27 protein-coding genes and 1 tRNA gene are annotated in these 24,253 nt (G+C 73.0%); 11 read left to right on the top strand and 17 right to left on the bottom strand.

Annotation, left to right across the window (positions count from 1 at the left end):
* Positions 1 to 32 precede the first annotated feature (32 nt).
* The 4 genes from ASC64_RS19415 (at position 33) to ASC64_RS19400 (ending at position 3,938) form a co-directional block, all read left to right on the top strand.
* Complete coding sequence (locus ASC64_RS19415) at positions 33 to 815, top strand: (Fe-S)-binding protein (RefSeq protein WP_056909192.1); 783 nt, start codon at positions 33 to 35, stop codon at positions 813 to 815.
* Complete coding sequence (locus ASC64_RS19410) at positions 812 to 2,305, top strand: lactate utilization protein B (protein ID WP_056909191.1); 1,494 nt, start codon at positions 812 to 814, stop codon at positions 2,303 to 2,305. The genes ASC64_RS19415 and ASC64_RS19410 overlap by 4 nt, the downstream gene beginning before the upstream one ends.
* Positions 2,302 to 2,907 carry a LutC/YkgG family protein gene (locus ASC64_RS19405; RefSeq protein ID WP_056909190.1) on the top strand — a complete coding sequence of 202 codons (606 nt, stop codon included), beginning with the start codon at positions 2,302 to 2,304 and terminating at the stop codon, positions 2,905 to 2,907. Before ASC64_RS19410 ends, ASC64_RS19405 begins: the two co-directional genes overlap by 4 nt.
* Positions 2,908 to 3,026: 119 nt before the next feature.
* Positions 3,027 to 3,938: a hypothetical protein gene (locus ASC64_RS19400; RefSeq protein ID WP_056909189.1), complete on the top strand. Its 912-nt coding sequence runs from the start codon at positions 3,027 to 3,029 to the stop codon at positions 3,936 to 3,938.
* A 53-nt stretch (positions 3,939 to 3,991) separates the two neighbouring features.
* Here the strand turns inward: ASC64_RS19400 and upp are convergent, their stop codons facing one another.
* Complete coding sequence (gene upp / locus ASC64_RS19395) at positions 3,992 to 4,633, bottom strand: uracil phosphoribosyltransferase (protein WP_056909188.1); 642 nt, start codon at positions 4,631 to 4,633, stop codon at positions 3,992 to 3,994.
* 127 nt (positions 4,634 to 4,760) lie between these two features.
* Here upp and ASC64_RS19390 point away from each other — a divergent pair, with 127 nt between their 5' ends.
* From ASC64_RS19390 to ASC64_RS19380, 3 genes are all read left to right on the top strand, one after another.
* Positions 4,761 to 5,246, top strand: a complete 486-nt coding sequence (locus ASC64_RS19390) for a tRNA adenosine deaminase-associated protein (RefSeq protein WP_056909187.1) — start codon at positions 4,761 to 4,763, stop codon at positions 5,244 to 5,246.
* Between the two features lie 31 nt (positions 5,247 to 5,277).
* Entirely contained in the window at positions 5,278 to 5,727 is a 450-nt protein-coding gene (gene tadA, locus ASC64_RS19385) for a tRNA adenosine(34) deaminase TadA (protein WP_056909243.1), read from the top strand.
* 78 nt (positions 5,728 to 5,805) lie between these two features.
* Positions 5,806 to 6,285 (top strand): GNAT family N-acetyltransferase, encoded by a 480-nt coding sequence (locus ASC64_RS19380; protein WP_056909186.1) that lies wholly within the window; start codon positions 5,806 to 5,808, stop codon positions 6,283 to 6,285.
* A 27-nt stretch (positions 6,286 to 6,312) separates the two neighbouring features.
* Here ASC64_RS19380 and ASC64_RS19375 read toward each other — a convergent pair whose 3' ends face one another.
* The 3 genes from ASC64_RS19375 to ASC64_RS19365 all read right to left on the bottom strand — a co-directional run bounded on the left by ASC64_RS19375 (position 6,313) and on the right by ASC64_RS19365 (position 11,184).
* The gene (locus tag ASC64_RS19375) at positions 6,313 to 7,713 is read right to left on the bottom strand and encodes a wax ester/triacylglycerol synthase domain-containing protein (protein WP_156385300.1); all 1,401 of its coding nucleotides are present in this window, start codon (positions 7,711 to 7,713) and stop codon (positions 6,313 to 6,315) included.
* Positions 7,710 to 9,146, bottom strand: a complete 1,437-nt coding sequence (locus ASC64_RS19370; protein ID WP_056909184.1) for an HAD-IB family hydrolase — start codon at positions 9,144 to 9,146, stop codon at positions 7,710 to 7,712. The genes ASC64_RS19375 and ASC64_RS19370 overlap by 4 nt, the downstream gene beginning before the upstream one ends.
* 130 nt (positions 9,147 to 9,276) lie before the next feature.
* Entirely contained in the window at positions 9,277 to 11,184 is a 1,908-nt protein-coding gene (locus tag ASC64_RS19365; protein ID WP_056909183.1) for a lysophospholipid acyltransferase, read from the bottom strand.
* A 148-nt stretch (positions 11,185 to 11,332) separates the two neighbouring features.
* Between ASC64_RS19365 and ASC64_RS19360 the strand changes: the two genes are divergently transcribed.
* Positions 11,333 to 11,422, top strand: a tRNA-Ser gene (locus ASC64_RS19360).
* 74 nt (positions 11,423 to 11,496) lie between these two features.
* On the opposite strand, the gene ASC64_RS19355 is transcribed toward ASC64_RS19360, so the two are convergent.
* Together ASC64_RS19355 and ASC64_RS19350 are read right to left on the bottom strand one after the other, a co-directional pair.
* Positions 11,497 to 11,736 (bottom strand): hypothetical protein, encoded by a 240-nt coding sequence (locus tag ASC64_RS19355; RefSeq protein ID WP_056909182.1) that lies wholly within the window; start codon positions 11,734 to 11,736, stop codon positions 11,497 to 11,499.
* Positions 11,737 to 11,850: 114 nt separating this feature from the next.
* Entirely contained in the window at positions 11,851 to 12,318 is a 468-nt protein-coding gene (locus ASC64_RS19350) for an aminoacyl-tRNA deacylase (RefSeq protein WP_056909181.1), read from the bottom strand.
* Between the two features lie 70 nt (positions 12,319 to 12,388).
* Here ASC64_RS19350 and ASC64_RS19345 point away from each other — a divergent pair, with 70 nt between their 5' ends.
* On the top strand, positions 12,389 to 13,162 hold the full coding sequence (locus ASC64_RS19345; RefSeq protein ID WP_235563839.1) for an HAD-IIA family hydrolase: 774 nt from the start codon (positions 12,389 to 12,391) through the stop codon (positions 13,160 to 13,162).
* A 70-nt stretch (positions 13,163 to 13,232) separates the two neighbouring features.
* Here the strand turns inward: ASC64_RS19345 and ASC64_RS22225 are convergent, their stop codons facing one another.
* From ASC64_RS22225 to ASC64_RS19315, 6 genes are all read right to left on the bottom strand, one after another.
* Positions 13,233 to 14,015, bottom strand: a complete 783-nt coding sequence (locus ASC64_RS22225; RefSeq protein WP_156385298.1) for a hypothetical protein — start codon at positions 14,013 to 14,015, stop codon at positions 13,233 to 13,235.
* Between the two features lie 2 nt (positions 14,016 to 14,017).
* Positions 14,018 to 14,890, bottom strand: a complete 873-nt coding sequence (locus ASC64_RS19335) for an ABC transporter permease (protein WP_056909179.1) — start codon at positions 14,888 to 14,890, stop codon at positions 14,018 to 14,020.
* Entirely contained in the window at positions 14,887 to 15,843 is a 957-nt protein-coding gene (locus ASC64_RS19330) for an ABC transporter ATP-binding protein (RefSeq protein WP_056909178.1), read from the bottom strand. The genes ASC64_RS19335 and ASC64_RS19330 overlap by 4 nt, the downstream gene beginning before the upstream one ends.
* Before the next feature lie 43 nt (positions 15,844 to 15,886).
* On the bottom strand, positions 15,887 to 16,114 hold the full coding sequence (locus ASC64_RS19325; protein WP_056909177.1) for a hypothetical protein: 228 nt from the start codon (positions 16,112 to 16,114) through the stop codon (positions 15,887 to 15,889).
* A 117-nt stretch (positions 16,115 to 16,231) separates the two neighbouring features.
* The gene (locus ASC64_RS19320; RefSeq protein WP_056909176.1) at positions 16,232 to 17,584 is read right to left on the bottom strand and encodes a sensor histidine kinase; all 1,353 of its coding nucleotides are present in this window, start codon (positions 17,582 to 17,584) and stop codon (positions 16,232 to 16,234) included.
* Positions 17,584 to 18,249, bottom strand: a complete 666-nt coding sequence (locus tag ASC64_RS19315; protein WP_056909175.1) for a response regulator transcription factor — start codon at positions 18,247 to 18,249, stop codon at positions 17,584 to 17,586. Before ASC64_RS19315 ends, ASC64_RS19320 begins: the two co-directional genes overlap by 1 nt.
* A 131-nt stretch (positions 18,250 to 18,380) precedes the next feature.
* Between ASC64_RS19315 and ASC64_RS19310 the strand changes: the two genes are divergently transcribed.
* Complete coding sequence (locus tag ASC64_RS19310; protein WP_056909174.1) at positions 18,381 to 18,860, top strand: DUF2231 domain-containing protein; 480 nt, start codon at positions 18,381 to 18,383, stop codon at positions 18,858 to 18,860.
* A 52-nt stretch (positions 18,861 to 18,912) separates the two neighbouring features.
* The gene (locus ASC64_RS19305) at positions 18,913 to 20,184 is read left to right on the top strand and encodes an MFS transporter (protein WP_056909173.1); all 1,272 of its coding nucleotides are present in this window, start codon (positions 18,913 to 18,915) and stop codon (positions 20,182 to 20,184) included.
* A 151-nt stretch (positions 20,185 to 20,335) separates the two neighbouring features.
* Here the strand turns inward: ASC64_RS19305 and ASC64_RS19300 are convergent, their stop codons facing one another.
* From ASC64_RS19300 to ASC64_RS19280, 5 genes are read right to left on the bottom strand one after another with little or no spacing between them, the layout of a single operon-like run.
* A complete protein-coding gene (locus ASC64_RS19300) occupies positions 20,336 to 21,340 on the bottom strand; it encodes an aldo/keto reductase family protein (RefSeq protein WP_056909172.1) in 1,005 nt (334 codons plus the stop codon).
* A 10-nt stretch (positions 21,341 to 21,350) separates the two neighbouring features.
* Positions 21,351 to 21,995: a Pr6Pr family membrane protein gene (locus ASC64_RS19295; protein WP_056909171.1), complete on the bottom strand. Its 645-nt coding sequence runs from the start codon at positions 21,993 to 21,995 to the stop codon at positions 21,351 to 21,353.
* 18 nt (positions 21,996 to 22,013) lie between these two features.
* Positions 22,014 to 22,241: a biotin/lipoyl-binding carrier protein gene (locus ASC64_RS19290; RefSeq protein WP_056909170.1), complete on the bottom strand. Its 228-nt coding sequence runs from the start codon at positions 22,239 to 22,241 to the stop codon at positions 22,014 to 22,016.
* A gap of 45 nt (positions 22,242 to 22,286) precedes the next feature.
* Positions 22,287 to 23,471, bottom strand: coding sequence for a hypothetical protein (locus tag ASC64_RS19285; protein ID WP_082550646.1), 1,185 nt, complete (start codon positions 23,469 to 23,471; stop codon positions 22,287 to 22,289).
* An 11-nt stretch (positions 23,472 to 23,482) separates the two neighbouring features.
* Positions 23,483 to 24,250, bottom strand: coding sequence for a carbon-nitrogen hydrolase family protein (locus ASC64_RS19280; RefSeq protein ID WP_056909242.1), 768 nt, complete (start codon positions 24,248 to 24,250; stop codon positions 23,483 to 23,485).
* Positions 24,251 to 24,253: the final 3 nt, after the last annotated feature.

Raw genomic sequence — 24,253 nt, 5'->3', positions numbered from 1 at the left:
GCGCGCACCAGCGCGTGGCAGGATGCGAAGCGATGAAAGTCGCCCTCCAGATCACCTGCGTCAACGACGCCATGTTCCCCGACACGGGGAAGGCGGTCGTCCGGCTGCTGAGGCGGCTCGGCGTCGACGTGGAGTTCCCGCGGGCCCAGACGTGCTGCGGCCAGCCGATGGTCAACACCGGCTACCTCGACGAGGCCGTGCCCGTCGTGCGGACCTTCGTCGACGCCTTCGCCGGCTACGACGCCATCGTCACGCCGTCGGGGTCGTGCGCCGGCTCGGCCCGGCACCAGCACTCGATCGTGGCGGAGCGGTCCGGCGACCCGGCCCTCGTGGCCGCCGTCGCCCAGATCGCCCCGCGCACCTACGAGCTCAGCGAGTTCCTCGTCGACGTGCTCGGCGTGACCGACGTCGGCGCCTACTTCCCGCACCGGGTGACCTACCACCCGACCTGCCACAGCCTGCGGATGCTCGGCGTCGGCGACCGGCCGCTGCGGCTGCTGGAGCAGGTGCGCGGCATCGAGCTCGTCGACCTGCCGCACGACACCGAGTGCTGCGGCTTCGGCGGCACCTTCGCAGTGAAGAACGCCGACACGTCGATCGCGATGGGCGCCGACAAGGCCCGGCACGTGCGCGACACCGGCGCGGAGGTCCTCGTCGCCGGCGACAACTCGTGCCTGATGCACATCGGCGGCGTCCTCTCGCGCCAGCGGGCCGGCGTACGCGTCATGCACCTGGCCGAGGTCCTCGTCGCCACCGAGGACTCGGAAGGCGACTCCAGCGGACCCGCCGTCGGTGCCCGCAAGGCCGGCGCATGAGCGGCACCTTCGTGGGGATGCCCGCCTTCCCGACCGCTGCCCGCGCGGCGCTCGGGGACACGCAGCTGCGCCGCAACCTCGCCCACGCCACCCACACGATCCGCGACAAGCGCGCCCGCGTCGTCGCCGAGGTCGAGGACTGGGAGGAGCTGCGACTGGCCGGCGCCGGGGTCAAGGAGGCGGCGCTGCGCGACCTGGCCACGCACCTCGAGACCCTGGAGGCCGCGCTCACCCGGGCCGGCGCCACGGTGCACTGGGCCCGCGACGCCGAGGAGGCGTGCGCGATCGTCGCCGCGATCGCGAAGCGGCACGGCGCCGACGAGGTGGTCAAGGTCAAGTCGATGGCCACCCAGGAGATCGGCCTCAACGAGGCGCTCGAGGCCGTGGGCATCGCCGCCTGGGAGACCGACCTGGCCGAGCTCATCGTCCAGCTCGGCGAGGACCTGCCGTCCCACATCCTCGTCCCGGCGATCCACCGCAACCGGGCCGAGGTGCGCGAGATCTTCCGACGTCGGATGGGCGCGGTGGGCCGACCCGCCCCCGACGACCTGACCGACGAGCCGGCCGTCCTCGCGGGTGCCGCACGCGAGCACCTGCGCGAGAAGTTCCTGCGCGCGAAGGTCGGGGTCAGCGGCGCCAACTTCGCCGTCGCCGACACCGGGACCCTGGTCGTCGTCGAGTCCGAGGGCAACGGACGCATGTGCCTGACCCTGCCCGAGGTGCTCGTCAGCGTGGTCGGCATCGAGAAGGTCGTCGCGACCTGGTCCGACCTCGACCCGATGCTGCGGCTGCTGCCGCGTTCCTCGACCGGCGAGCGGATGAACCCCTACACCTCCACCTGGTCCGGCGTCACGCCCGGCGACGGGCCGCAGGAGGTCCACGTGGTGCTGCTCGACAACGGCCGCACCCGTGCCCTCGCCGACGACGTCGGCCGCCAGGCGCTGCGCTGCATCCGTTGCTCGGCGTGCCTCAACGTCTGTCCGGTCTACGAGCGCGTCGGCGGGCACGCCTACGGCTCGGTCTACCCCGGCCCGATCGGCGCCATCCTCAACCCGCTGCTGCGCGGCGTCTCCGACGAGCAGACCGCCTCCCTCCCCTACGCCTCCTCGCTGTGCGGTGCCTGCTTCGAGGTCTGCCCGGTGCGGATCGACATCCCGTCCGTGCTGGTCGACCAGCGGGCCGCCGTCGTCGACGCGCACCGCGGCGACCGGATCCCCCGGCGTGGATCTCATTGGCAGGAGGCGGTGGCGATGCGCGCCGCGGCCTGGACCTTCTCCGACGCCCGCCGGCTCGGCTGGGCCGAGCGCGCGTCCGGCCTCGCGGGGCGCGTGCTGGGCCGGTTCTCCCGTACGACGCTGCCCGGGGGCCGTGCCGCCGCCGGCCGCCTGCCCGGGCCGGGCGCCGCCTGGACCGGCGCGCGCGACCTGCCGGCCCCGCCGCCGGAGTCCTTCCGCGAGTGGTGGGACCGCACGGACGGAGGCCGGTCGTGACGTCCACACCCGGTGGCGGCGCCCGCGACGAGGTCCTCGGGCGGGTCCGCTCGGCCCTGTCCGGCGTCTCCCCCGCGGTGGAGGTCCCGCCGGCCCCGCGCGCCGCCGCCCGCGACGACCTGGTCGACCTCTTCACCGAGAGGGTCGAGGACTACCGCGCCGTCGTCACCGCCACCACGCGCGCGGACCTCGCCGACGTCGTGGCCCGCGCCGTCGGCGCCGCGACGGTCGTGGTGCCCGCAGGCCTCGACCTCGACATCCCCGGTGCGGTGGTCGACGACGGCCTGACCGCGGCCGAGCTCGACGCGATCGACTGCGTGGTGACCCGGGCCGCCGTCGGCATCGCGGAGACCGGGACGATCGTGCTCGACCACGGCCCCGGCCAGGGCCGCCGGATCATCACGCTCGTGCCCGACCGGCACGTCTGCATCGTCGACGCGGCACAGGTCGTGGCCGACGTACCGGACGCGATCGAGCTGCTCGACCCCGCCCGCCCCCTGACGTGGGTCAGCGGCCCCTCGGCCACGAGCGACATCGAGCTCGACCGGGTCGAGGGCGTGCACGGGCCGCGCACCCTCCACGTGGTGCTGGTCGCCGACTGATCCTCCAGTCCCGGTCGAGTGCGCTCGCGGTAGTCGTCGCCGCGGGGCTGCGCACTCGACCTGCGGGTGCCTGTGGATGAGCCGCGCGTAGAGGGCCACGCGGCCCACAGACTGCCCCGATGGGGGACCGACTCTGGGAGCAGCTCGCCGACGCCCAGTCAGGCCTGATCAGCCATCGACAGCTGCGTGAGCTCGGGGTCGGTCGCGGCGAGATCCGCAACCACGTCCGGGTGGGGCGTTGGGCCGTACGCTCGGGCGAGGTCGTGAGCACCACCACCGGACCGCTCTCAACCGATCAAGCCCTGTGGCTGGGTGTCCTGCACGGCGGCCCGAGCGCGATGGTCGGGGCGCTCAGCGCGGCTTCCGTGCGCGGGCTCGCGCGATGGGGCCGTGACGAGGTGACGATCCTGGTCAGCAACCCGATGAGCTTCGAGCCGTTGCCCGGCTACCGCTTCTTCCGTACCCGTCGCCCGTACAAGGTCCTGCTGGGTCCGGGCGAGCTGCCCGCGTGTCGTCTCGAGCCTGCGGTCCTGATGTTCGCGGCTCACGAGCCACACCTGCGTACGGCGCTGGGCGCGGTCGCCGCCACCGTGCAGCAGCGCCTCACGACCGCCGAGGCGCTCGTCGAGTGGATCGACCGGCTGGCACCGCTGCGCCGGTCGCGCGACCTGCGGGCCCTGCTGGAGGACGTGTCGCAGGGCGCGCACTCGATGGCTGAGGTCGACCTGCGGAAGGCCTGCCGCACCTACGGCGTCCAGCTGCCCCGGTCACAGCGGACCCGGACCGACAACCGCGGCCGCAGGCGCTACACCGACGCCGAGTGGCTCCTGCCAGACGGTCGCGCGCTGGTGCTCGAGGTCGACGGCGGCTGGCACGACGACCCTGCCCAGTCGACGTCGGACCGCCGACGCAACCGTCAGCTGACCACGGCGACGCGGGTCGTGGTGCAGTGCTCCGCCTGGGAGCTCCGGCACGAGCCGTGGGAGGTCATGCAGGACCTCGTCGCACTCGGCGTACCCACGGTGGGTTGAGTGCGCGGCTGTGCAGGGACTGCTACCGCGAGCGCACTCGACTGAGACGGGGGCTACTGCGCGACGCCGTAGAGGCGGTCGCCGGCGTCGCCGAGGCCCGGGACGATGTAGCCCTTGTCGTTGAGCTTCTCGTCGAGCGCAGCGGTGACCACGGTGACCGGGACGTCGAGGTCGGCGAGGCCCTTCTCCAGGTTGGCGACGCCCTCGGGGGCGGCCAGCAGGCAGATCGCGGTGATGTCGTCGGCACCGCGGTCGGTGAGGAACTTGATGGCGGCCGCGAGGGTGCCGCCCGTCGCGAGCATCGGGTCGAGGACGTAGCACTGGCGCCCGGACAGGTCCTCGGGGAGCCGCTCGGCGTACGTCGACGCCTCGAGGGTCTCCTCGTTGCGCACCATGCCGAGGAAGCCGACCTCCGCGGTCGGCAGCAGCCGCATCATCCCGTCCAGCATGCCGAGGCCGGCGCGGAGGATCGGCACCACCATCGGCTTGGGCTGGGCGAGGTAGACACCCGTGGTGGGCCCGACGGGGGTGGTGATCGGCTTGGGGTCGACGCGCACCTCGCGGGTCGCCTCGTAGGCCAGCAGGGTGACCAGCTCGTCGGTCAGGCGACGGAAGGTCGGCGAGTCGGTGTCCTCGTCCCGGAGGACGGTGAGCTTGTGGGAGACGAGGGGGTGGTTCACCACGTGCAGGCGCATGGGGGTCACCCTAGTGGGCCGCCGGGTCGCCGAACGAGTCCGAAACGGGGTTGGCGAAGCCCCGCCAGTCTGGGACATTGGCTCTACAGGAGCAGGTGCACCGCAGACCGTGGGGAGGTCGCTCTCGATGTCCGAGCCGAACGGCGAGGTCGACTTCGCGCTGGCCGCCTTCCACGAGGACGGCGAGTGGCAGCTGCAGGAGATCGCCACCCCGGCCTTCGAGTCGATCGAGGCCCTGAGCCACGCGCTCCGCCGCCTGTCCGGCGACGCCGGCGCGGTGGGGATGGTCGCCGTCGACGAGGACTTCTTCGTGCTCGTGCGCGTGGACGGCACCGCGACCCGCGTGCTGCTCAGTGACGTCACGGCTGCCGACCAGTGGGAGCTCGCCCAGTCGGCGATCGACTTCCTGGGCCTGCCGCCGCCCGAGGACGACGACGTCGAGGTGCCCGCCGGTGACCTCGACCTGCTCGCCGACCTGGGGCTGCACGCCATCGACATGGGCGCCCTGCTCGACGACGTCGAGCTCTACCCCGACGAGATGCTCTCCGAGATCGCGCGCCAGCTCGGCTTCGGCAAGCTCTTCGACGACGCCGTCGGGCTGACGTCTGCATGAGGAACGCCCCCGCATGATGTGGGACGACCCCATGCGCCTGGCCCTCGCCGAGGCGCAGGCCGCGCTCGCCGGGGACGACGTACCGGTCGGCGCCGTCGTCGTCGACGAGACGGGTGCCGTCATCGGCACCGGACGCAACACCCGCGAGTCCCACGGCGACCCGACCGGTCACGCCGAGGTCGTCGCCCTGCGCGCCGCGGCGGCCGCCCGCGGCGAGTGGCGGCTGTCGGGCTGCACCCTCGTGGTCACACTCGAGCCCTGCACGATGTGCGCCGGCGCCCTCGTGCTCGCCCGCGTGGACCGCCTCGTCTTCGGGGCGTACGACGACAAGCTGGGCGCGGTCGGCTCCCTCTGGGACGTCGTGCGCGACCGCCGCCTCAACCACCGGCCCGAGGTCCTCGCCGGCGTCCTCGCCGACGAGTCCACGGCCCTCCTCGACCAGTTCTTCGCCCGCCACCGGGCCGACTCCCGGGGTAGTTAGGGACGTTCTCGTAGGAGATCCGGGCCGATCAACGACGTCTTCGTCCCTAACTACCCCGGCCGAGAGGAGGAGACCGACGTGACCGACGTACGCCGCGCCAGCGCTGACGACGCCGAGGTGCTCGCCCGGATGCTGTGGGACTTCAACACCGAGTTCGAGACCGAGACCGACGACGTGCCGGTGCTCGCCGAGCGGTTCGCGCGGCTGCTCGGGCTGCCGGAGGTCGTCGCCGTGGTCGCGGAGGACGACCGTCAGGCGGTGGGCTTCGCCCTGCTGACGCTCCGGCCGGCGATCTGGTTCGACGGGCCGGTCGCCCAGCTCGAGGAGCTCTACGTCGTGCCCGGTCTCCGCGACCACGGCATCGGCACGCAGGTCCTCGCGCTCTCCCGACGACTGGTCCGCGAGGCCGGCGCGCCGGAGATGCACATCAACGTCGACGAGGTCGACCTCGACACCCGCCGCTTCTACGAGCGCCACGGCTTCGTGAACATCGAGGCCGGTGTCGACCACCGGATGCTCTGCTACGTCGGTCCGACCCGCGCCAGCCCCGCTGGTTGAGGTGCGAGGAGCGCCAACGACGGCCACCTACCCGGTCGTGAACGCCGCGATCTCCTCGGCGAGGCACTGCTCGAGCCCGGCGAGGTCGGCGACGGCACTGGCGTCGACGTTGACGCCGAGGCAGGCGGTGTCAGCAACGGTCACCAGGCAGGCGGTGAGCGCGGCGCCCGGGAGGGGCCCGAGGACGTACATCCCCCGGACCTCGGCACCGGCCATGAAGCGCTTGCGTGGCGGACCGGGGAGGGTCAGGACGAAGGCGTCGGGCACGGCTGCGCTGCGCAGCGCCGAGGCGCCGACGAAGGAGGGCAGCCGGTTCATCAGCGGGGCCGCGGCGTCGAGCACGGTCAGCGCCCGCTCGGTGTGCAGCGACAGGATCTCGCCACGCACCGCGGCCACCCGGTCGACAGGGTCCTCGATCGCCAGCGGTCCGGAGATCAGCGCGCCGGCGAACCGGTTGCCGAGGTCGTCGGCCCGGTCGAGCGAGACGCGGACGCCGACGGGGATCTCGAGCAGCGGGCTGTCGCGGCGCGCGTGGTAGCGGCCCAACCCGCCGAGGACGAGCGCCACCGCGGCGTCGTCGAGGGTGCCGCCGCCCTGCCGGGCGACCGCGCGCAGCGGCTCGAGCGGTGCGTCGAAGGTGAGGAAGGTCCACATCCGCCCGGTGCGCGGGGTGAGATCCGGCGACGGCGGTGCGGCGTGGGTGACGAGCCGGCGAACGGACGCGCCGTAGCGCAGTGCCGAGGCGACCGCGGACTGCGGCCGGGTCGCCGCGAGGCCGAGGTTGCGCAGGGTCGTGGCCGCCACCTCGGGGAGGGCCGCCACGTCGGCACGCAGACCGGACACCGCGAGCTCGACCGGGTCGACGCCCACCGCCGCGACGTCCTCGGCGAGCGGCTTGCGAGCGGTGTGCCCGCGCTTGCCGGACTGCAGCATCGACAGCAGCTGGACCGTGCCGAGCGGGTCGGCGAGCGCGTGGTGGATCTTGAGGACGTACGCCGCTTCCTCGCCCACCTCGAAGAGCACGCCCTCCCACAGCGGCCGCGAGCGGTCGAAGGGCCGCAGCGCGATCTGCGCGGCCTGCGAGAGCATCTCGTCGTGGTCGGCGACCCGCTCACGGCGCAGGTGGTAGGCGAGGTCGAACGTCGGGTCGTCGGCCCACGTCGGCGGCGCGGTCGGGACGACCGGGTCTACGACGCGCTGGCGCAGGCGGCGTACGAGCCGGGTGCCCCAGTCGGTCGCGGCGACGAAGCGCTCCCAGTCCGGCGCCCGGTCGAGGTCGATGACCACGGTCGAGGTGGACGACTGCACCGGGTGTCGCTCGGAGCGCCACAGCAGCGTCTGCATGGGCGTCAGCTCGGAGCCGGTCGACCAGGCGGCGGCACCGCCCCACCGCTCGAAGTCCTCGGCACCCCTGTTGGACGGGCTCATGGCGACGGCCACCTCGCCAGCGTCTCCTCGAACTTCGCGTGCAGCGCGGCGATCCGTTCGCCCATGTCGTCGGCGCTCCAGTCGGTCTCGGGCTCGAGGACGCACACGTCGACGACGCCGGGGTTGAGCACCAGCGAGCTGCGGCGCATCAGCTCACCGGTGTTGCGGAGCACGACCGGCACGACCGGCACGCCGGCCTGCGCCGCGAGGTGGAACGCGCCCTTGCGGAACGGGCCGAGCACCGGCGTCGCCGACCGGGTGCCCTCCGGGAAGATCATCAGCGAGGTGCCGCCGCGGATCCGCTCGACGACCCCGTCGAGGGTGGCGCGCGCCGAGGCGGAGTCGGAGCGGTCGATGTAGGCCGGGTCGATCACCACCGAGCCGACGACGGCGCGCGGGTCCCAACGCGCCTCCTTCTTGGCCACGATCGTGAAGTCGCGCTCGAGCAGCCGGCCGAGCACGGGGATGTCGAGCGAGCTCTGGTGGTTGGCGACGAAGATCGCCGGGCGGTGGGTCCAGAGGCGCTCCTGGTGGAGCACGTCCATCGACACCCCAGCGACGGCCATCGGGATGTGGGTGGCCAGCTTCACCGCGAGGTTGCGGCCCTCGCGCCGGTCGCCCCGGGCGAGCCCGTAGGCGATCCCGGCGGCGACACCGGCGTTCATGCCGGCCAGGGCGGCCACCGTGCGTCCGGCCGCGACGAGCGATCCACCGACGGGGTCGCTCAGGTCGAGCACCGGCCAGCCGAGGCGCGCGGCCGCGGCGCGCAGGTCGCGGTGCGGGTTGAGCGCAGTGGGGTGCCCGACGGAGGAGAGGAAGGCGACGTCCTCGTAGCCGTTGCCGTAGGCGTAGGACTGCGCCAGGTCGATGCCGTGCCCGCGCGCGAACGTGCGTACGCCGGTCGCCTTGTGCCGGCCCCACAGCATCGGGCCGTCGGTGGCGCCGGTGAACTGCCCGTCCTCGACGACCAGCTGGGTGCACACGAGGTGCTCGACGCCGAGGTCGCGCGCCACCGGCCCGATCTGGTAGCGGGTGGCGGCCGAGGCGATCGCGACGGTGTGGCCGGCACGCTGGTGGGCGGCGACCAGTGCCCGGGACTCGCGGCGGACGGTGCCGGCGATCTTGGAGCGGAACAGCCGCTCACCCAGGTCGGCGAAGGACTCCTCGGACACACCCCGCATCGCGGCGAAGGCCACGTGCGCGATCGCCGTCGGGTCACCGCCGAGCTCCCCGTCGACCGCGGTCACGACGGTCCGCAGGAACTCCGCGGGCGACACCTCGCGGCCCCGGAGCCGGTCGCCGTAGAAGGTGGCGGCGGTGTAGCCGGCCACCAGGGTGCCGTCGAGGTCGAAGAACGCACCGACCTCGGGTCCCTGCGGTCCCGACTCGATCGCCGCGACCGCCGCCTCGACGTCGGGGGACAGTCCGCTCATACGGGGTCCCCGCGGCGTTGCCCGGGGGAGCGCTTCGGGGCCCCCGCAGGCTCGTGCTGGAGGAGCGCAGCGGGGGAAGCAGGAGGCTGTGGGGTGAAGCGTTGCGGAGGAGAGGAACGTCGTGGGGTGTTCACCGGCTCTCCTGCCGGTGGCGCGGCTCGGGCACGGACGGCGTCGGCTCGCCGGCGATCGCGCCGATGACGTTGACCCGGCGCACGGAGTCGCGCAGCTCGGCCGCGAACGCCTCGCGGGCACTGCCCACGCCGTCGCCGCCCTCCAGCAGGCCGCGGTGCCGGGCGAGCGCGAGCGCGGTCCGGAAGAGCTCGAGCGAGATCGACTCCTCGCTCGCCACCTTGCGCTGGAGCGCCCACTGGCGCCCGACCGCGAGCGAGTCGGCGAGCAGGTCGTCCTCGTCGACCGCGCCGTCGCCGCGGTCGGCGAGTCGGTCGGCCAGCACGAGGTAGGCCTCGAGGAACGGCCGCAGCACGAGGTGCGCGAGGTGCGGCCGCGCGGTCACCAGCAGCTCGTGCGCCCGCTCGGGCGTCATGCCAGTGACGTCCTGGCCGACGAGCAGCTGCAGCTCGGTGCGCAGGTCGTCCTCGAAGCCCGCCCGGCTCGGGAAGAAGAACTCGAACTTGAGGAGGTCGCGCATCCGCTTGGCCTCCTCCCAACCCACCTGCAGCTCGCCGCCCGCGGGCATCTCCGCGCCCGGCTCGAGCTCGCTGACGGTCAGCAGTGACAGCTCACCGATGGCACGCTCGACGAGGATGTGGATGACGGTGTTGCGGTAGAACGCAGCGACCAGGTGCTGGTCGTCCCCGATCTTCCAGACCGGCTCCGTCCCCCCGTCGTACGCCGTCAGCACGCCGCTGCGCGACAGCTCGGCCAGCGCCCGCCGGATCGTCGCGCGGTCGCGCAGGTCGGCGGCACCGGCGACCGGCCAGTGGCGGGCCTCGATGTAGGTGGCCAGCGGCTCCACGGTGTCGAGCACCTCGTCCATCGTCATCGCCCGGTCGGCCCCGAGGAGCGCGAGGCTCACGATGGCCGTCACCGTCACGGGGGTCGCCCGGTTGAGGCGGTGGGAGATGTCGAGCGCGACCCGCTCGACCGCCTGGTGCCCGGTGACCCCCTCGGCGGCGAGCTCCTCCATCTTCTCCCGCAGCGAGAAGGGCTCGCCGACGGTGAGGTAGGCGCGGCCGAGGCGGTTGCGCTGGAGGCGGGCGAAGCGGACGAGCCAGCGCCAGTCCTCCGGCGTCTTGCTGGCACCGCGCGCCTCCTCGGTCATCAGCGAGACCTCGTGCAGCTGGTCGTAGACGACCGAGACCGGCACGACCTGCACGTCGGGGGCGAGGTCGCCCTCTCCCTCGCCCTGCACCGTGTCGGTGAGGTACTTGAGGATGCCGTGGACCGGCGGGCGGAGCTTGCCGGTGCGGGTCCGACCGCCCTCGATCGACCAGGCGAGGTTGCGCTTGTTGGTCACCATCCGGCGGATGTAGGAGCGCAGCGCCAGCCGGTAGACCGGGATCTCGTGGGTCGCGCGCCGGATGAAGATCATGCCGGTGCGGCTGGCCACCGAGCCGATGACCGGCAGGTTGAGGTTGGCGCCGCCGAAGGTGTAGGTCGGCGAGAAGCGCCGCGACATCAGGGCGTTGGGGATGACCATGCCGTCGAGGTAGGAGCGGTGGCTGAACGCCAGCGCCAGGCTGTGGTCGCGGTCGACGCGCCGCAGCTGCTGCATGGCGTCCTCGTCCACCAGGACGTCGTACGCCCTGAGGAACCACTCGCCCAGCCGGGCCCAGCCCTGCGAGGTGCGGTCGTCGTGGGCGGCGGCCATCTCGTGGAGGTATCCCTTGACCTCCTCCCAGACCTCCTCCTCCGGGCGGCCCTGCTCCTCGGCCTGCGCGGCGACGGCGCGCTGGAAGCGCTTGTCGTGGATCAGCTCGGTGACCTCGCGCGGCGGCGCGGCCGGCAGCCGCTCCCCCACGCTCCTCGGCAGCGCGGCGCGGGCGAGGTCCCGGGCACGTCGGACGACAGCCACAGCCCCTCCTTCCCGCACGCGCCTCGGCGCGAGCACAGGCGTGCGCCGAAACGTACCCTCGCGCGGGCTCCCTGACCACGGCCTCGGCCCAGTTCGTGGGACCACCGCGGTTTTCGACTGCGGACCACCCTCCGGTAACGTTCGGCGCGGTGACGTGTCCGAGCGGCCTAAGGAGAACGCCTCGAAAGCGTTTGTGGGCGCAAGTCCACCGAGGGTTCAAATCCCTCCGTCACCGCCAGCCGATCAGGCCGGTCCCTCGCGGGCCGGCCTGATCGTCATTTGCGGGTCCGGCGTCCGCGACGGGGAGCGGGATCAGGCGGCGCGGTGCACGAGGCGGCGGACGCGGCTGCGGAACGCGCTCTCCTGCGTGCCGAACCGGGGCAGCGGGAGCAGGTGGGTCAGCCCCTCGCGCTCGGCCATCAGCTGGACGGCCTCGTCCTCGTAGGCCTGGGCGAACGCGTCGGCCCGGACCAGGTCGTCGGCGGCGATCGCGGCCTCGATCATGCGGGCGTAGTGGGCGTGGAGCTCGTTGAGCTCGTCGATCAGACGCATGGCGGGTCTCCTCGGATGAGCGTCGGTACCTCCAGTGTGACGACTTCATTGGAACGATCCAATCCCTGAAGGGTGTGATCTTCGACCACTCGCCCAGGTGCCGCGCCGCGCCGCTCAGGCGGGCTCGGTGACGTCCGCGACCTGCGCCTGGAGGTGGGCGATCGCGTCGTCGGCCGCCAGCGTCGCCGCCACCCCGTGGCCACCCGCGCCGATCGAGATCGTCCGCCCGACCAGGCGCTCGTCGGCGACGACCGGCAGGTCGCCCTGCGCGCCGAACGGCGTGATCGTGCCGCGCTCGTAGCCGGTGACCTCGCGGGCGGCGTCGGCGTCCGGCATCGAGATCCGGTTGACGCCGAGCAGGGCGCGCAGCTTGGGCCAGGAGATCTGGCGGTCACCGGGCACCAGCACGAGGAGGTGGTCGCCCTCACCGCGGCGCACGACCATGGTCTTCACGACCGCCGACGGGTCCACGCCGCGCACCGCTGCCGCCTCGGCCAGTGAGCCGACGCGGCCGTGCCGGGTGACCGTGTGCGCGATGCCGGAGGCGGCCAGGGCCCGGGTCGCGGGAGTCTCCTCGTCCACGGCTCGAGCCTACGACCGTCACACTGTCCCTGTGACCGATCGTCGACCCGTCCTCACCTGGCTCACCGACATGGACGGCGTGCTCGTCCGCGAGGAGGACCCGATCCCGGGTGCGAAGGAGTTCATCGCCGCCCTCCGGGAGCGGGACATCCCGTTCCTGGTGCTCACCAACAACTCGATCTTCACCCCGCGCGACCTGCGGGTGCGGCTGCTCCGCAGCAGCGGCATCGACGTGCCGGAGGACCGGATCTGGACCTCGGCCCTCGCGACCGCCCAGTTCCTCGACGAGCAGCGCCCGGGCGGGTCGGCGTATGTCGTGGGCGAGTCGGGGCTGACGCAGGCGGTGCACGACGTCGGCTACGTGATGACCGACCAGGACCCGGACTACGTCGTGCTCGGCGAGACCCGGACCTACTCGTTCGAGGCGATCACCCGGGCGATCCGCCTGGTCAACGCCGGAGCCCGGTTCATCGCGACCAACCCCGACCCGAGCGGGCCGAGCGCCCAGGGCATGCTCCCCGCGACCGGGTCGGTGGCGGCGCTGATCAGCACCGCGACGGGTCGCCAGCCCTACTTCATCGGCAAGCCCAACCCGCTGATGATGCGCAGCGCGCTCAACCGGCTCGAGGCGCACTCCGAGACCACGGTGATGATCGGCGACCGGATGGACACCGACATCATCAGCGGCCTCGAGGCCGGCCTGCGCACCATCCTCGTCGCGACCGGTGCCACCGAACGGCACCAGGTGGAGGACTTCCCCTACCGGCCGACCCGCGTCGTCGACTCCATCGCCGACGTCGTGGAGCTGGTGGGTGAGCTCTTCCGCCCCGACGAGGAGGCCTGAGGCACCGCGGTCGGGCGGAGGGGATCCACGGTCGAGCCAGCCGCTCGACCACGGATCCCCCTCGCGCGCCTCAGCCCGGCATCTCCAACGTGACCGGCTTCGACGGGCCGACGCCCTGCGTGACGTGGAAGGTGAAGGTCACCTCGGACTCACCGGCGGGGACGGCCTTCGGGAAGTCGAGCGTGGCGGTCTGCTCCTCGTCGACCTGCAGCGGGACGGTGCCCAGGTCGGTCGTGCCCGCGGTCGCGGTGACCTCGCCCTGGCAGCCACCGGCGCCGGTGCCGCACGTGGTCTGGACGGAGACGTGGCGCTGTGCGTCGGGCCGCAGTGCGGTGGTGGTCACGTTGAGCAGCGAGGGGAACTCGACCCCGGTGGCCGTGTCGTCACCCTGCGGGTCGAAGCACCCGTCGAACTCGGAGACCGGGTTGGGCACCTCGCGTCCCTTCGTGTCGGTCAACGTGGCGTAGCCGACGAGCTTGCTCGGACCGCCGGCGGTGTAGCAGCCGTTGGTGTGCACGTCGAGCTCGAACTTGCCGTAGCCCTCGGGGGGCATCGGGTTGTCCGGGTCGGTCCAGCTGACCAGGCAGTTCCAGTTGCTGCCCGGACCGACGTCGGGCTCGACGGCGCCACCCTTGTCACACATCGCCGTGGCGCCGAGCGACGCAGGCGTGACGCCCTTGTGTCCGAGGAGCGTGGCCTGGGCGGCGTAGAGGTTCGCGAACTCGGTGGGCAGGGAGCGCTCGAGGCGGGCACGGGTGACGGTGCTGCTGCCGCCCGACCCGGCGACGACGGCGCCCCCGACCGCGAGCACGACGGCGATCGCGGCGATGAGACTGATGACGAAGCGGCGCATGGTCAACCTCCGGTGATGTCGCGGTTGCGAAGGACGAGGAACGCGGCGGCCAGGCTGGCCACGCTCCAGACGGCGCTAGTCAGCAGGCCGTCCAGGAGCGGGCCGGTGAACCGGGGCTCCGCGAGGAGGCCGTGCCAGGCCTCGAAGGGGGTGGTGAGCAGATAGGGGCGGACGGCCTCGATGCCGCCGAGGGATCCGACGAGCTGCATGACCATCCCGAGCACGACCGGGCCGGCGATGCCGACGGCGGCATTGCGCGACCAGGCCGAGAACAGCAGCGCCAGGCAGGTGAAGGCGACCAGCGGCGGTGCCATCGTGACCCAGCTCCATGTCACCAGCCCGAGCGCCGCGCGGGGCTCGATGACCTGTCCGGACAGGCCCAGCAGCGGCTGGTGCCCGACGAGGAGCAGGCTCGCCCCGATGGTCGCGGCGGCCAGCAGCACGAGGGCGAGGAGCCCGAACGCGACGGCCACGACGACCTTCGCCCAGAACAGTCGTGACCGGCTGACCGACCGGGTGAGCACGGTCTTCCAGGTGCCGTGCTGGTCCTCGCTGGCGAAGATGTCGCCGGCCACGACCGCGGTGACGAGCGGCAGGATCCACTGGCTGGCGAAGCCCAGCACGAGCAGCGCCATGGCGAAGCCGTTGTCGGTGGCGAAGCGTCCGAAGAGCGTGTCCTTGGGCGGGCGCGACTGGGCGCCGACCACGATGACGACCGCGACCGGGGCGATCACCGCTCCGAGCAGGAGCGCCTTGCTCCGCAGCTGGGCGCGGAGCTTGCGCACCTCCCAGCGGACGGCGGCACCGAGACCGGCCCCGCCGGCGGTGCCCCGCACGTCGCTGCGCTCGGGCCGGGTGAGGGTGGCGGTGGTCATCGCACGGCCTCCCGCTCGTCGTCGGTCAGCATGAAGAACAGTGCCTCCAGAGGTGTACGGGTCGGGGTGAACGCCCGCAGCGGCACGCCGGCGCGGACCAGGTCGGCGACGTACGCCGACAGCTCGTGCTCGGGTCCGGTGGCGACGAGGCCGCCGTCGGGGCCGGGCTCGACGAGCACGCGGGGGTGACCGACGCGCCCGATGGCGAGGGCCTCGTGGTCGTCGCCGGTGCGCAGCAGGTGGCCGGGGTCCGGCGCCATCGCGCGCAGGTCGTCGATGGTGCCGTGGAAGGCCACGGACCCCCGGTTCATGATCGTGACGTTGTCGCAGATCTCCTCGACCTCGTCCATGTGGTGCGAGGACAGCAGCACCGTCAGGCCGCTGGCCGCGAGGCGCTTCACGACGGCACGCATGTCGCGGATGCCGGCGGGGTCGAGGCCGTTGGCCGGCTCGTCGAGCACCAGCAGGCGGGGACTGCGCAGCAGGCTGGCCGCGACGCCGAGACGCTGCCGCATGCCGTAGGAGTAGCCCCCGACCTTGTCGCGGTCGCGACCGGTGAGGTCGACGACGTCGAGGACCTCCTCGATCCGCGCGGACAGGTCCCGGCCGTCGGTGGAGCCGTCGAGCAGGCCGAGGCCCTCGAGGTTCTGCCGCCCGGTCAGGTAGGGGTAGAACTTCGGGCTCTCGATGAAGCCGGCGACGCCGTCGAGGGTGTGGACGCCGGCCTCGTGCCAGGTCCGGCCGAAGACGCGGATGGTGCCGCTGTCGGGCCGGATCAGGCCGAAGAGCATCCGCAGCAGGGTGGTCTTGCCGGCGCCGTTGGGTCCCAGGACGCCGTACACCTCCCCCGGCGCGACGCGCACGGACACGTCGTCCACGGCCACGAGCGAGCCGTATCTCTTGGTGACGCCGGCGATGTCCACCGCCGCGTCGACCTGGGTGTGAGTGGTCATGGCTGCACCGTAGGAATCCGACGATGAAGGGACGATGAAGCCGCTACCCGAGCGGCACGAGCACCGTCGCCGTCATCCGTTCGTCGTGCTGGCAGGGCACGTCGGCGGAGGTCCCCGTCGTGACGTGGTGGCCGCCGTGGCACAGCCGCAGCTCGCCGCCCGTCCGGCCGACCAGGTGCTCGACGAGGGCTGCCTCGACGTCCCAGCCCGCTTCGGTCAGTGCCTGCACCAGCAGTGCCAAGAGGCGTACGTCGTCCTGGGCGATCAGCACGCGCAGGCCGCCTCCCGCACCACCCCACGAGTCGTGCTGGTGAGCGGGCCCGCCACGGGGGGATGCGGGCCCGCTCACCACCAGCGTGGCGCGTCCCACCTGCCGACAACCTGACTGTCAGCGACGCGGCAGCCGGACGACGAAGACCGCGCCACCCGGGTCCGGGCCGAGCGTGACCTCGCCGCCGAGGGAGCGGGCGATCCGCCGGGCGATGCCCAGGCCGAGGCCGGCACCGCCGCCGTCGTGGGACACGCCCGGCTCGAAGAGGCTGTCGCGGACCTCCGGGGCGACGCCGTCACCGTCGTCGCGGACCACCAGCTCGACGTGGTCGGGGTGGTCGGTCGCCTCGAGCACGACCGTCGAGCGCGCGTGCCGCGAGGCGTTGTCCACCAGCGGCGAGACAGCTCGGGTGACCAGTGCGGCCGGCGCGGCAACCGTCGCTGTCGACCGGGAGGTCCGGTCGACGACCGCGAGGTCACGACCGACCGCGGTCACCAGCGTCGGCACGACGTCGGCCAGGCGGCACTGCTCGCGCCCCGACGTCGTACCGTCCCGGGCGAGGTCGAGCAGCGTGGTGATCACCGCGCCCATCTCCCGCGCGGACGCCGAGATCTGCTCGAGGTCATCGCGCACGCGGGGGTCCGACACCCCGCGCAGCAGCGCGAGGTCGGCCGTGCCCTGGATCCCGGTGAGCGGTGTGCGGAGCTCGTGCGCGAGCTCGGAGGTCAGCCGCTGCTCCGAGCGGATCGCCGACGCCACCCGGTCGAGCAGCGCGTCGAGCGTTCCGCCGAGCGCGGCCAGCTCGTTGGTCGGTGGGCCGAGGGCGAAGCGGTGCGAGAGGTCGTGCTCGCTCCAGTCGGCGGCCCGGTCGGCCATGACCGCGACCGGACGCAGGGCCTGGGTGGTCACCCGCAGCGCCATGAAGGCGGTCGCGGCGACGACCAGCACACCCAGGACGGTCGCGGCGAGGAGGGCGTAGAGCTCGGAGCGCTCGTAGGGTGCGGTCTCCTGGCTGACGACCAGCACCCCGGTGTCGCCCCCGGCCGTGGTGAAGGGGGTGGCGAGCAGGCGGTCGTCGTCCTCGGCACCGCTCACCGTGCGCACCTCGTCCGTGGTCGCGAGCCGATCGGCGGCGGCGCGCACCTCGCTGGCCACCGACCCCGCGACCCGGGCGCCCGACGCGTCGTAGACCACCATCCCGGGCTGCAGCGCCTCGTCCGGGACGGTGAGCCGGTCGGTCGAGGCCTGCTGGAGGACCCCCACCATCGCCTGCGAGCGGTCCGCGAGCACCTGCTCGATGTCCCGCTGGGCGGCGTACTCCAGGACGACCTGGATGCCGAGGACCACCAGGACCATCGCCACCGTCATCAGCCCGACCGTCGAGGCCACGATCGAGGCACGGAAGGACCGCGGCGCGAGCCGGCGCAGCCGGCCGGCCGGGAGCCCGTCCAGGTCCTCGTCCTCGTCCATCACCTCAGTGTGTAGCCGACGCCGCGCACCGTGGTGAGCTCCAGGGGTGAGTCGACCTCGCGGAGCTTCACCCGGATCCGGCGGACGTAGGAGTCGACGGTGTTGTCGTTGACGATCCCGCCCTCCGGCCAGGCCGCCGCGACGACCGCCCGACGGCGTACGACCTCTCCCGGACGCGAGGTGATCGCCGCGAGCATCCGGTACTCGGTGGGCGTCAGCATCGCCTCCCGGCCGTTGCAGGCCACCGAGTGCCGGGCGGGGTCGAGCACCAGGTCGGTGGGTGCGGCCGCCACGACCAGGCGGCCCCGCTTCGCGAGCGCCTCCACGCGCGCGATGAGCTCGCGGACGTCGAAGGGCTTGGCGAGGTAGTCGTCCGCGCCCGCGCTGAAGCCGGCCAGCCGCTCGTGCACCGCGCCGAGCGCCGTCAGGAAGAGGACGGGCGCGGGCTGGCCGGCGGAACGCAGCGCTTGGCACACGTCACGGCCGTCGGCGTCGGGGAGCCCGATGTCGAGGATGAGGACGTCGAGGTCGTCGTCCGCGACGAACAGCCTCAGCGCCTCACCGCCGTCGTGGGCGGCCACCACCTCGTGCCCCGCGAACTGCATGGCGTCACCGACGACACGGCGGATCGTGGAGTCGTCCTCGCAGAGCCCTACCCGCGCCATGCCTGGGTCCTCGTTCCGGTCGTACGGGTCACGCCTCCACCGTGCCACGCGCTTCCTGCACACAGCCTGACAGCGGCTGGGCACGTGGGCAGTCAGGTGGCGTGCAGGTCGGTGGCCCTAGCGTCGCGGACATGTTCGATCTCATCAACGGCCTGCCGGTCCACCCGCTGGTCGTCCACGCTGTCGTCGTCCTGCTCCCGCTCGCGACCCTCGGCACCATCGCGATCGCCGTGCGTCCGGCGTGGCGGCGCCCCTACGGCCTGCTCGTGGTGGGGTGCACGGCCGTGGCGACCGCGCTGCTCCCGGTCGCGACCTCCAGCGGCGAGGCGCTGGAGGAGCGCGTCGGCAACCCGGGCGAGCACGCCGAGCTCGGCGACCAGCTGATCTGGTTCGCGATCCCGATGCTCCTGCTCGCGGCAGCGTTGTGGTGGCTCGACCGCCGCAGCCTCACCACGGGTGCTGTCGGCTCGGCGCGCACGGCGAGCGCCGGCGTCGTCCGTACCGTCGCGGTGCTGGCGGTGGTCGCTGCCCTGGCCACGTCCGTGCAGGTCTACCGGGTCGGCGACTCCGGCGCCCGGGCCGCCTGGGGCGACCAGGTCTCGTCGAAGTAGTGCCCGTGGACCTGGCGCGGGAGGCAGCGCCACGGTGACCTAGCCTGCCGACGTGGAGAGGCGACTGCTGGCGGACACCCGTCCCCTCGCCAACCCGCACTTCAAGCGGCTGTGGCTGGCCAACATCGTCACGGTCGTCGGCGCGCAGCTGACCGTCGTCGCGGTGCCCGCCCAGATCTACGCCATCACCGGCTCGTCGGCCTACGTCGGGCTCACCGGCGTCTTCGGCCTGGTGCCGCTCGTCGTCTTCGGGCTGTGGGGCGGTGCGCTCGCCGACGTCTTCGACCGTCGTACGTTGCTGATGATCACCACCGTCGGGCTGATCGTCACCAGCGCGGGCTTCTGGCTCCAGGCGGCTCTCGGCGCCGAGGACGTGTGGCTGCTGCTCGGGCTGTTCTCGGTCCAGCAGGCCTTCTTCGCGGTGAACCAGCCGACGCGCTCGGCCCTGCTGCCGCGCCTGCTGCCGGCCGACCTGCTGCCGGCGGCGAACTCGCTGAACATGACGGTCATGCAGGCCGGCGGCATCGCCGGCCCGATGGTCGGCGGGGCGCTCATCCCGCTGGTCGGCTTCTCGTGGCTCTACCTCGTCGACACGATCACCCTCTTCGCCACCCTCGGCGCCGTCGTCGGGCTGCCCGCGCTGCCGGTGATGGGAGCGACGGTCACGCCCGGCATCGGCGCCGTCGTCGACGGCTTCCGCTACCTCCGGACCCAGCCGGTGCTGATGATGTCGTTCGTCGTGGACATCATCGCGATGGTCTTCGGCATGCCGCGCGCCCTCTTCCCGGAGATGGCCGACGTCGACTTCGGCGGCCCCGCCGAGGGCGGTCTGGCCTTCGCCCTCCTCTTCGCCGCGATCCCGGCCGGCGCCGTCGTCGGCGGCGTGCTGTCCGGTTGGGTCTCGCGCGTCGAGCGGCAGGGACTCGCCGTGATGGTCGCCATCGTCGTCTGGGGGCTGGCCATGCTCGGCTTCGGCGTCGCGGCCATGCTGGCCTCGCTCGCGCCCGCCGTGATGCTCGGCGTCGCCGTGCTGATGCTCGCGATCGGCGGTGCCGCCGACATGGCGTCCGCCGCGTTCCGTACGTCGATGCTGCAGGCCGCCGCCGACGACTCGGTCCGCGGCCGCCTCCAGGGCATCTTCATCGTCGTGGTCGCCGGTGGTCCGCGCGTCGCCGACGTGGCCCACGGCGCGACCGCGGCCGCGACCGGCGCCGCCGTCGCCGCGGCCGGCGGCGGCGTGCTCGTGGTGGTCTTCACGGTCCTCGCCGCGCTCGCCGTACCGGCGTTCGTCCGCTACCGGGTGACGCGCCCGGTCGCCGCCTGACCACACGTGTCCGAGAGCTCGCCCTCGGACGGCAGTCCTGAGGGCAAGAACCCGGACACGTGTGGCGGTTCTGGCCCCTCGCCGGGCCGCACGGCGGCAACATCCGCCGCACGTGCGGTCGCTACGGTCGCGGGCGCACCCGGGCCAGACCTCAGACCGCGCGCCCCTCCGGCACCTGGGTGAGCTTCGGGTCGCGGATCACGACCGAACCGATGGCGTCGTCGATGCGCTTCATCACGTCGGCGTCCAGCGTGACACCGGCGGCCTTGACGTTGTCGGCGACCTGCTCGGGGCGGGACGCGCCGACGAGGGCGGCGGCGACGTTGTCGTTCTGCAGGACCCAGGCCACGGCGAGCTGCGCCATGGTCAGTCCGCAGTCCTGGGCGATGGGCTCGAGGCCCTGGACCGCGGTGAGGACGTCGTCCTTCATCCAGCGCGAGATCATGTCGGCGCCACCCTTGGTGTCGGTGGCGCGGGAGCCGGCCGGCGGCTCGGCGCCCGGCTTGTACTTGCCGGTGAGCACGCCCTGCGCGATCGGGCTCCAGACGATCTGCGAGACGCCGAGCTCCTTCGACGCCGGGACGACCTCGTCCTCGATCACGCGCCACAGCATCGAGTACTGGGGCTGGCTGGAGATCAGCTGGAAGCCGAGCTCCCTCGACAGCTCGACGCCGGCGCGGATCTGGTCGGCGGTCCACTCGCTGACACCGATGTAGAGCGCCTTGCCCTGGCGCACGACGTCGGCGAAGGCCTGCATCGTCTCCTCGAGCGGGGTCTCCACGTCGTAGCGGTGGGCCTGGTAGAGGTCGACGTAGTCGGTCTGCAGCCGCTGGAGCGACCCGTTGATCGACTCCATGATGTGCTTGCGGGACAGGCCGGTGTCGTTCTTGCCCTTGGGGCCGGTCGGCCAGTAGACCTTGGTGAAGATCTCCAGCGACTCACGGCGCTCGCCCTTCAGAGCCTCGCCGAGCACGGTCTCCGCCGCGGTGTTGGCGTAGACGTCGGCGGTGTCGAACGTCGAGATCCCCTCGTCGAGGGCGGCGCGCACACACTGCGTGGCGACGTCGTTCTCCACCTGGGATCCGTGGGTGAGCCAGTTGCCGTAGGTGATCTCGGAGATCTTCAGTCCGCTGTTGCCGAGGTATCGGAATTCCATTCCTCCGACACTAGCGAGGGGCCGGTGGGAGCCTTCGGTCGAGCCACGCGTAGAGCGCGAACAGCAGGAGGAAGACCGTCGTGATGCCGGTGCAGGCGATCGCGACCGCACCCCATCCGTCGTCGCCGGCGTCGAGGAACGGGTAGGGCACCCACCCGTCGACCTGACCCACCACGAGGGTCCACGCCAGCCACGCGACCGGCCACGCCAAGGCGTACGCCACCTCGCGTGCGCCGATGCGGGGGCGGGGTCCGACCCACGCCCAGACCACGAGGGCGAGCGCCGGGACCACCATGTGCAGCAGCGCGTCGGCCAGCCGGTTGGCCCCCTCGAGCTCGATGAGGCCGCGCAGCAGGACGAAGTAGACGAGCGCGGTGACCGTGATGCCGACGACGCCGGCGAGGCGGGCGGCGCGCCAGCCGATGCGGTCCTCGCGCGGGCGGCGCGCCAGCACGGTCGAGGTCAGGGCCACGAGGACGTTGCTCTGGATCGTGAAGTAGGCGAAGTAGCGGTAGGTGCGCGCCACCAGCCCCGGCGGGTCGTCCTCGACGAGGATCGCCTCGCCGGAGACCACGAGCACCAGCTGGAAGACCAGCGCGAACCACGCCACCGCCGCGACGACCAGGTGGGCCGTCCGCGCGCGGGCTGCAGTCATGGCAGGAGCGTAGGGGCGCTAGTCGAGGACGACCAGCACGTCGCCGTCCTGCACCACGTCGCCGACGGTCACCTTGACGGCACTCACGGTGCCGGCGCGCTCCGCCAGCATCGGGATCTCCATCTTCATCGACTCCAGCAGCACGACGGTGTCGCCTGCCTCGACGTGGTCGCCCTCGGCGACCTCGATGGTCAGCACGTTGGCGACCAGCTCGGACACGATCTCGAGCGACTTGGTGCGGGCCATGCGGTCGACGCTAGCGGTTACCCGGGCGTAGCCACCGATCCGACGTCAGAGCTCGGCGAACCGGCTCGGCTCGGGCCGGTGGGGTCCGGCCTCCTCGGCCCGGCGCCCACGCCGACCCTTCGGGCCGGTGAGCGCGAGGTCGGCCCGGATGACCAGGTAGCCGATCAGCAGGCCGAGCACGAGGGAGTACGCCGCTCGCAGCGCGGCCTCGAGGTAGGAGCTGTCGGGGGCGACCAGGCCGGTCGCCAGGGGGACGGTCGCCGCGACGCCGAAGGCGCACACCCACCACCCCTGCCGCCGGCGGGCGCGCACGTGGGTGCCCCACACCAGCGCGGGGATGCCGAGCAGCACGACCAGCGGCCGCGGGAACGCCCCGATGCGGTCGGAGGTGGCGTCGACGAAGTCGAGGACCGAGGAGACGAAGGTCTGGGCGCCGTAGCGGCGCAGCAGCTCGGCGTAGGCCAGCGTGACGAGGAGCAGCGCCAGGCCGATGGCCACCACGATCATGCCCCTGCGCCCCAGGCCGTGCAGGCCCGCGCCCAGGCGGTAGACGATCGTGAACACCAGGCCGAGGGCCATCACCAGCGCGGCGAGGTCGAACCGCTCGGTGGCCACGGTCGGCTCGAAGCCCACGGCCGCCAGGGAGGTCACGGTTGCGACGGCGGTCGCGAGCAGCACCTCACGGACGGCCTTCCACCAGGTGACGGCCGGCACGGTCGCCATCACGGCGTACACGCTGCCGACGACGCACGTCATCACGGCCGCCCCGGTGGGCAGGATCTCGCCGCCCACGAACACCGACGCGGCCCCCAGGAAGAGGGCCAGGCCGGCCGACACCAGCGACCGGCCGGCGGTGCGGGTGGCGAGGAGCCACGACAGCGAGGTCACGACGGCGACCGCACCGGCGCCGTCGAGCCAGCCGGGCACGGGGACGAGGTCGCTGAGCCCGTCGCTCCGGTTCAGGGCTCCGTCGACGGCCGCCCAGAGAAGCGCGAGGGTGCCCAGCGCGAGGAGCGCGAGCCAGAGCGCGACGACCTTCTTCGACGGGCCGGCCAAGGCCGGCGTGGTGTCCCCGGTCCGGGTGGCCGGGGCCTCCGGCGCCGCAGGCACCGGCGCGCCGGTGCGTCGCGGCTCCTCCTTGCGGGGACGCCGCAGCCGCGACGGCGGCCGCTCGGCCGCCCGCTTGCCGCGGGACGACCCGCGCGCACGGTTGGAGGTGGGGGAAGACACGTCGGACGAGGTTACAGCCGACGGTTGGCCAGGGACGGGTTGGTGCGGCGCGCCTCAATGAGGTCCACGCGGTCGAGGACCACCTCGAGGACCTCCTCGCCCGCGCCCGCGGCGGCCAGCTCCTGGCCCAGGGGCCCGTAGACGGCCGAGTGGCCGACGTAGCGGGGCTCGGGCTGGCCGGCACCCACGACGAAGCAGGTGTTCTCGATCGCCCGGGCGGCGAGGAGCGTGCGCCAGTGCGCGACCTTGCGCTCGCCCGGCAGCCACGCAGCAGGTACGACGACGACCTCGGCACCGGCGTCGACGAGCCGCCGGGCCAGCTCGGGGAAGCGGAGGTCGTAGCAGGTCATCAGTCCGACCTGCCACCCTGCGACCTCGACCACGACGGGCTCCGGGGCGCCGCCGGTGAGCCGGTCGGACTCCCGGTAGCCGAACGAGTCGTAGAGGTGGATCTTGCGGTAGGACGCCTTGGTCGCGCCGCCCACCACGAGGGTGTTGTAGGGCCGGGCGGGGTCCTCGGCCACCTCGAACATCCCCGCGACCACCGTCGTCGACGCCTCGTCTGCGGCGCGGGAGAGCGCGTGGGCGAACGGTCCGTCGAGCGGCTCGGCGAAGGCGCTGACGTCCGAACCGGCCTGGCCGAAGTCACGGGCGAAGGCCTCCGGGAGGACCACGAGGTCGGCGCCGGACGTCACGCCCTCGGCCAGTCGCGCGCGGTTCGCCGCGGGGTCGAGCGCGCTCGCCCACTGGTGGACACGCACGCGGAGCTGGTCGGCCATGGC

It is taken from the genome of Nocardioides sp. Root122 (assembly GCF_001425025.1).
Lineage (GTDB): Bacteria > Actinomycetota > Actinomycetes > Propionibacteriales > Nocardioidaceae > Nocardioides.
This window is presented reverse-complemented; position numbering and strand designations above follow the sequence as displayed.

Excerpts from the sequence above, each read along its gene's own strand:
- ASC64_RS19415 (WP_056909192.1), top strand. The coding sequence starts at position 33 with ATGAAAGTCGCCCTCCAGATCACCTGCGTCAACGACGCCATGTTCCCC.
- ASC64_RS19410 (WP_056909191.1), top strand. The coding sequence starts at position 812 with ATGAGCGGCACCTTCGTGGGGATGCCCGCCTTCCCGACCGCTGCCCGC.
- ASC64_RS19400 (WP_056909189.1), top strand. The coding sequence starts at position 3,027 with ATGGGGGACCGACTCTGGGAGCAGCTCGCCGACGCCCAGTCAGGCCTG.
- upp (WP_056909188.1), bottom strand. The coding sequence starts at position 4,633 with ATGCGCCTGCACGTGGTGAACCACCCCCTCGTCTCCCACAAGCTCACC.
- ASC64_RS19390 (WP_056909187.1), top strand. The coding sequence starts at position 4,761 with ATGTCCGAGCCGAACGGCGAGGTCGACTTCGCGCTGGCCGCCTTCCAC.
- tadA (WP_056909243.1), top strand. The coding sequence starts at position 5,278 with ATGCGCCTGGCCCTCGCCGAGGCGCAGGCCGCGCTCGCCGGGGACGAC.
- ASC64_RS19375 (WP_156385300.1), bottom strand. The coding sequence starts at position 7,713 with ATGAGCCCGTCCAACAGGGGTGCCGAGGACTTCGAGCGGTGGGGCGGT.
- ASC64_RS19370 (WP_056909184.1), bottom strand. The coding sequence starts at position 9,146 with ATGAGCGGACTGTCCCCCGACGTCGAGGCGGCGGTCGCGGCGATCGAG.
- ASC64_RS19355 (WP_056909182.1), bottom strand. The coding sequence starts at position 11,736 with ATGCGTCTGATCGACGAGCTCAACGAGCTCCACGCCCACTACGCCCGC.
- ASC64_RS19345 (WP_235563839.1), top strand. The coding sequence starts at position 12,389 with ATGGACGGCGTGCTCGTCCGCGAGGAGGACCCGATCCCGGGTGCGAAG.
- ASC64_RS22225 (WP_156385298.1), bottom strand. The coding sequence starts at position 14,015 with ATGCGCCGCTTCGTCATCAGTCTCATCGCCGCGATCGCCGTCGTGCTC.
- ASC64_RS19335 (WP_056909179.1), bottom strand. The coding sequence starts at position 14,890 with ATGACCACCGCCACCCTCACCCGGCCCGAGCGCAGCGACGTGCGGGGC.
- ASC64_RS19330 (WP_056909178.1), bottom strand. The coding sequence starts at position 15,843 with ATGACCACTCACACCCAGGTCGACGCGGCGGTGGACATCGCCGGCGTC.
- ASC64_RS19320 (WP_056909176.1), bottom strand. The coding sequence starts at position 17,584 with ATGGACGAGGACGAGGACCTGGACGGGCTCCCGGCCGGCCGGCTGCGC.
- ASC64_RS19315 (WP_056909175.1), bottom strand. The coding sequence starts at position 18,249 with ATGGCGCGGGTAGGGCTCTGCGAGGACGACTCCACGATCCGCCGTGTC.
- ASC64_RS19310 (WP_056909174.1), top strand. The coding sequence starts at position 18,381 with ATGTTCGATCTCATCAACGGCCTGCCGGTCCACCCGCTGGTCGTCCAC.
- ASC64_RS19300 (WP_056909172.1), bottom strand. The coding sequence starts at position 21,340 with ATGGAATTCCGATACCTCGGCAACAGCGGACTGAAGATCTCCGAGATC.
- ASC64_RS19295 (WP_056909171.1), bottom strand. The coding sequence starts at position 21,995 with ATGACTGCAGCCCGCGCGCGGACGGCCCACCTGGTCGTCGCGGCGGTG.
- ASC64_RS19290 (WP_056909170.1), bottom strand. The coding sequence starts at position 22,241 with ATGGCCCGCACCAAGTCGCTCGAGATCGTGTCCGAGCTGGTCGCCAAC.
- ASC64_RS19280 (WP_056909242.1), bottom strand. The coding sequence starts at position 24,250 with ATGGCCGACCAGCTCCGCGTGCGTGTCCACCAGTGGGCGAGCGCGCTC.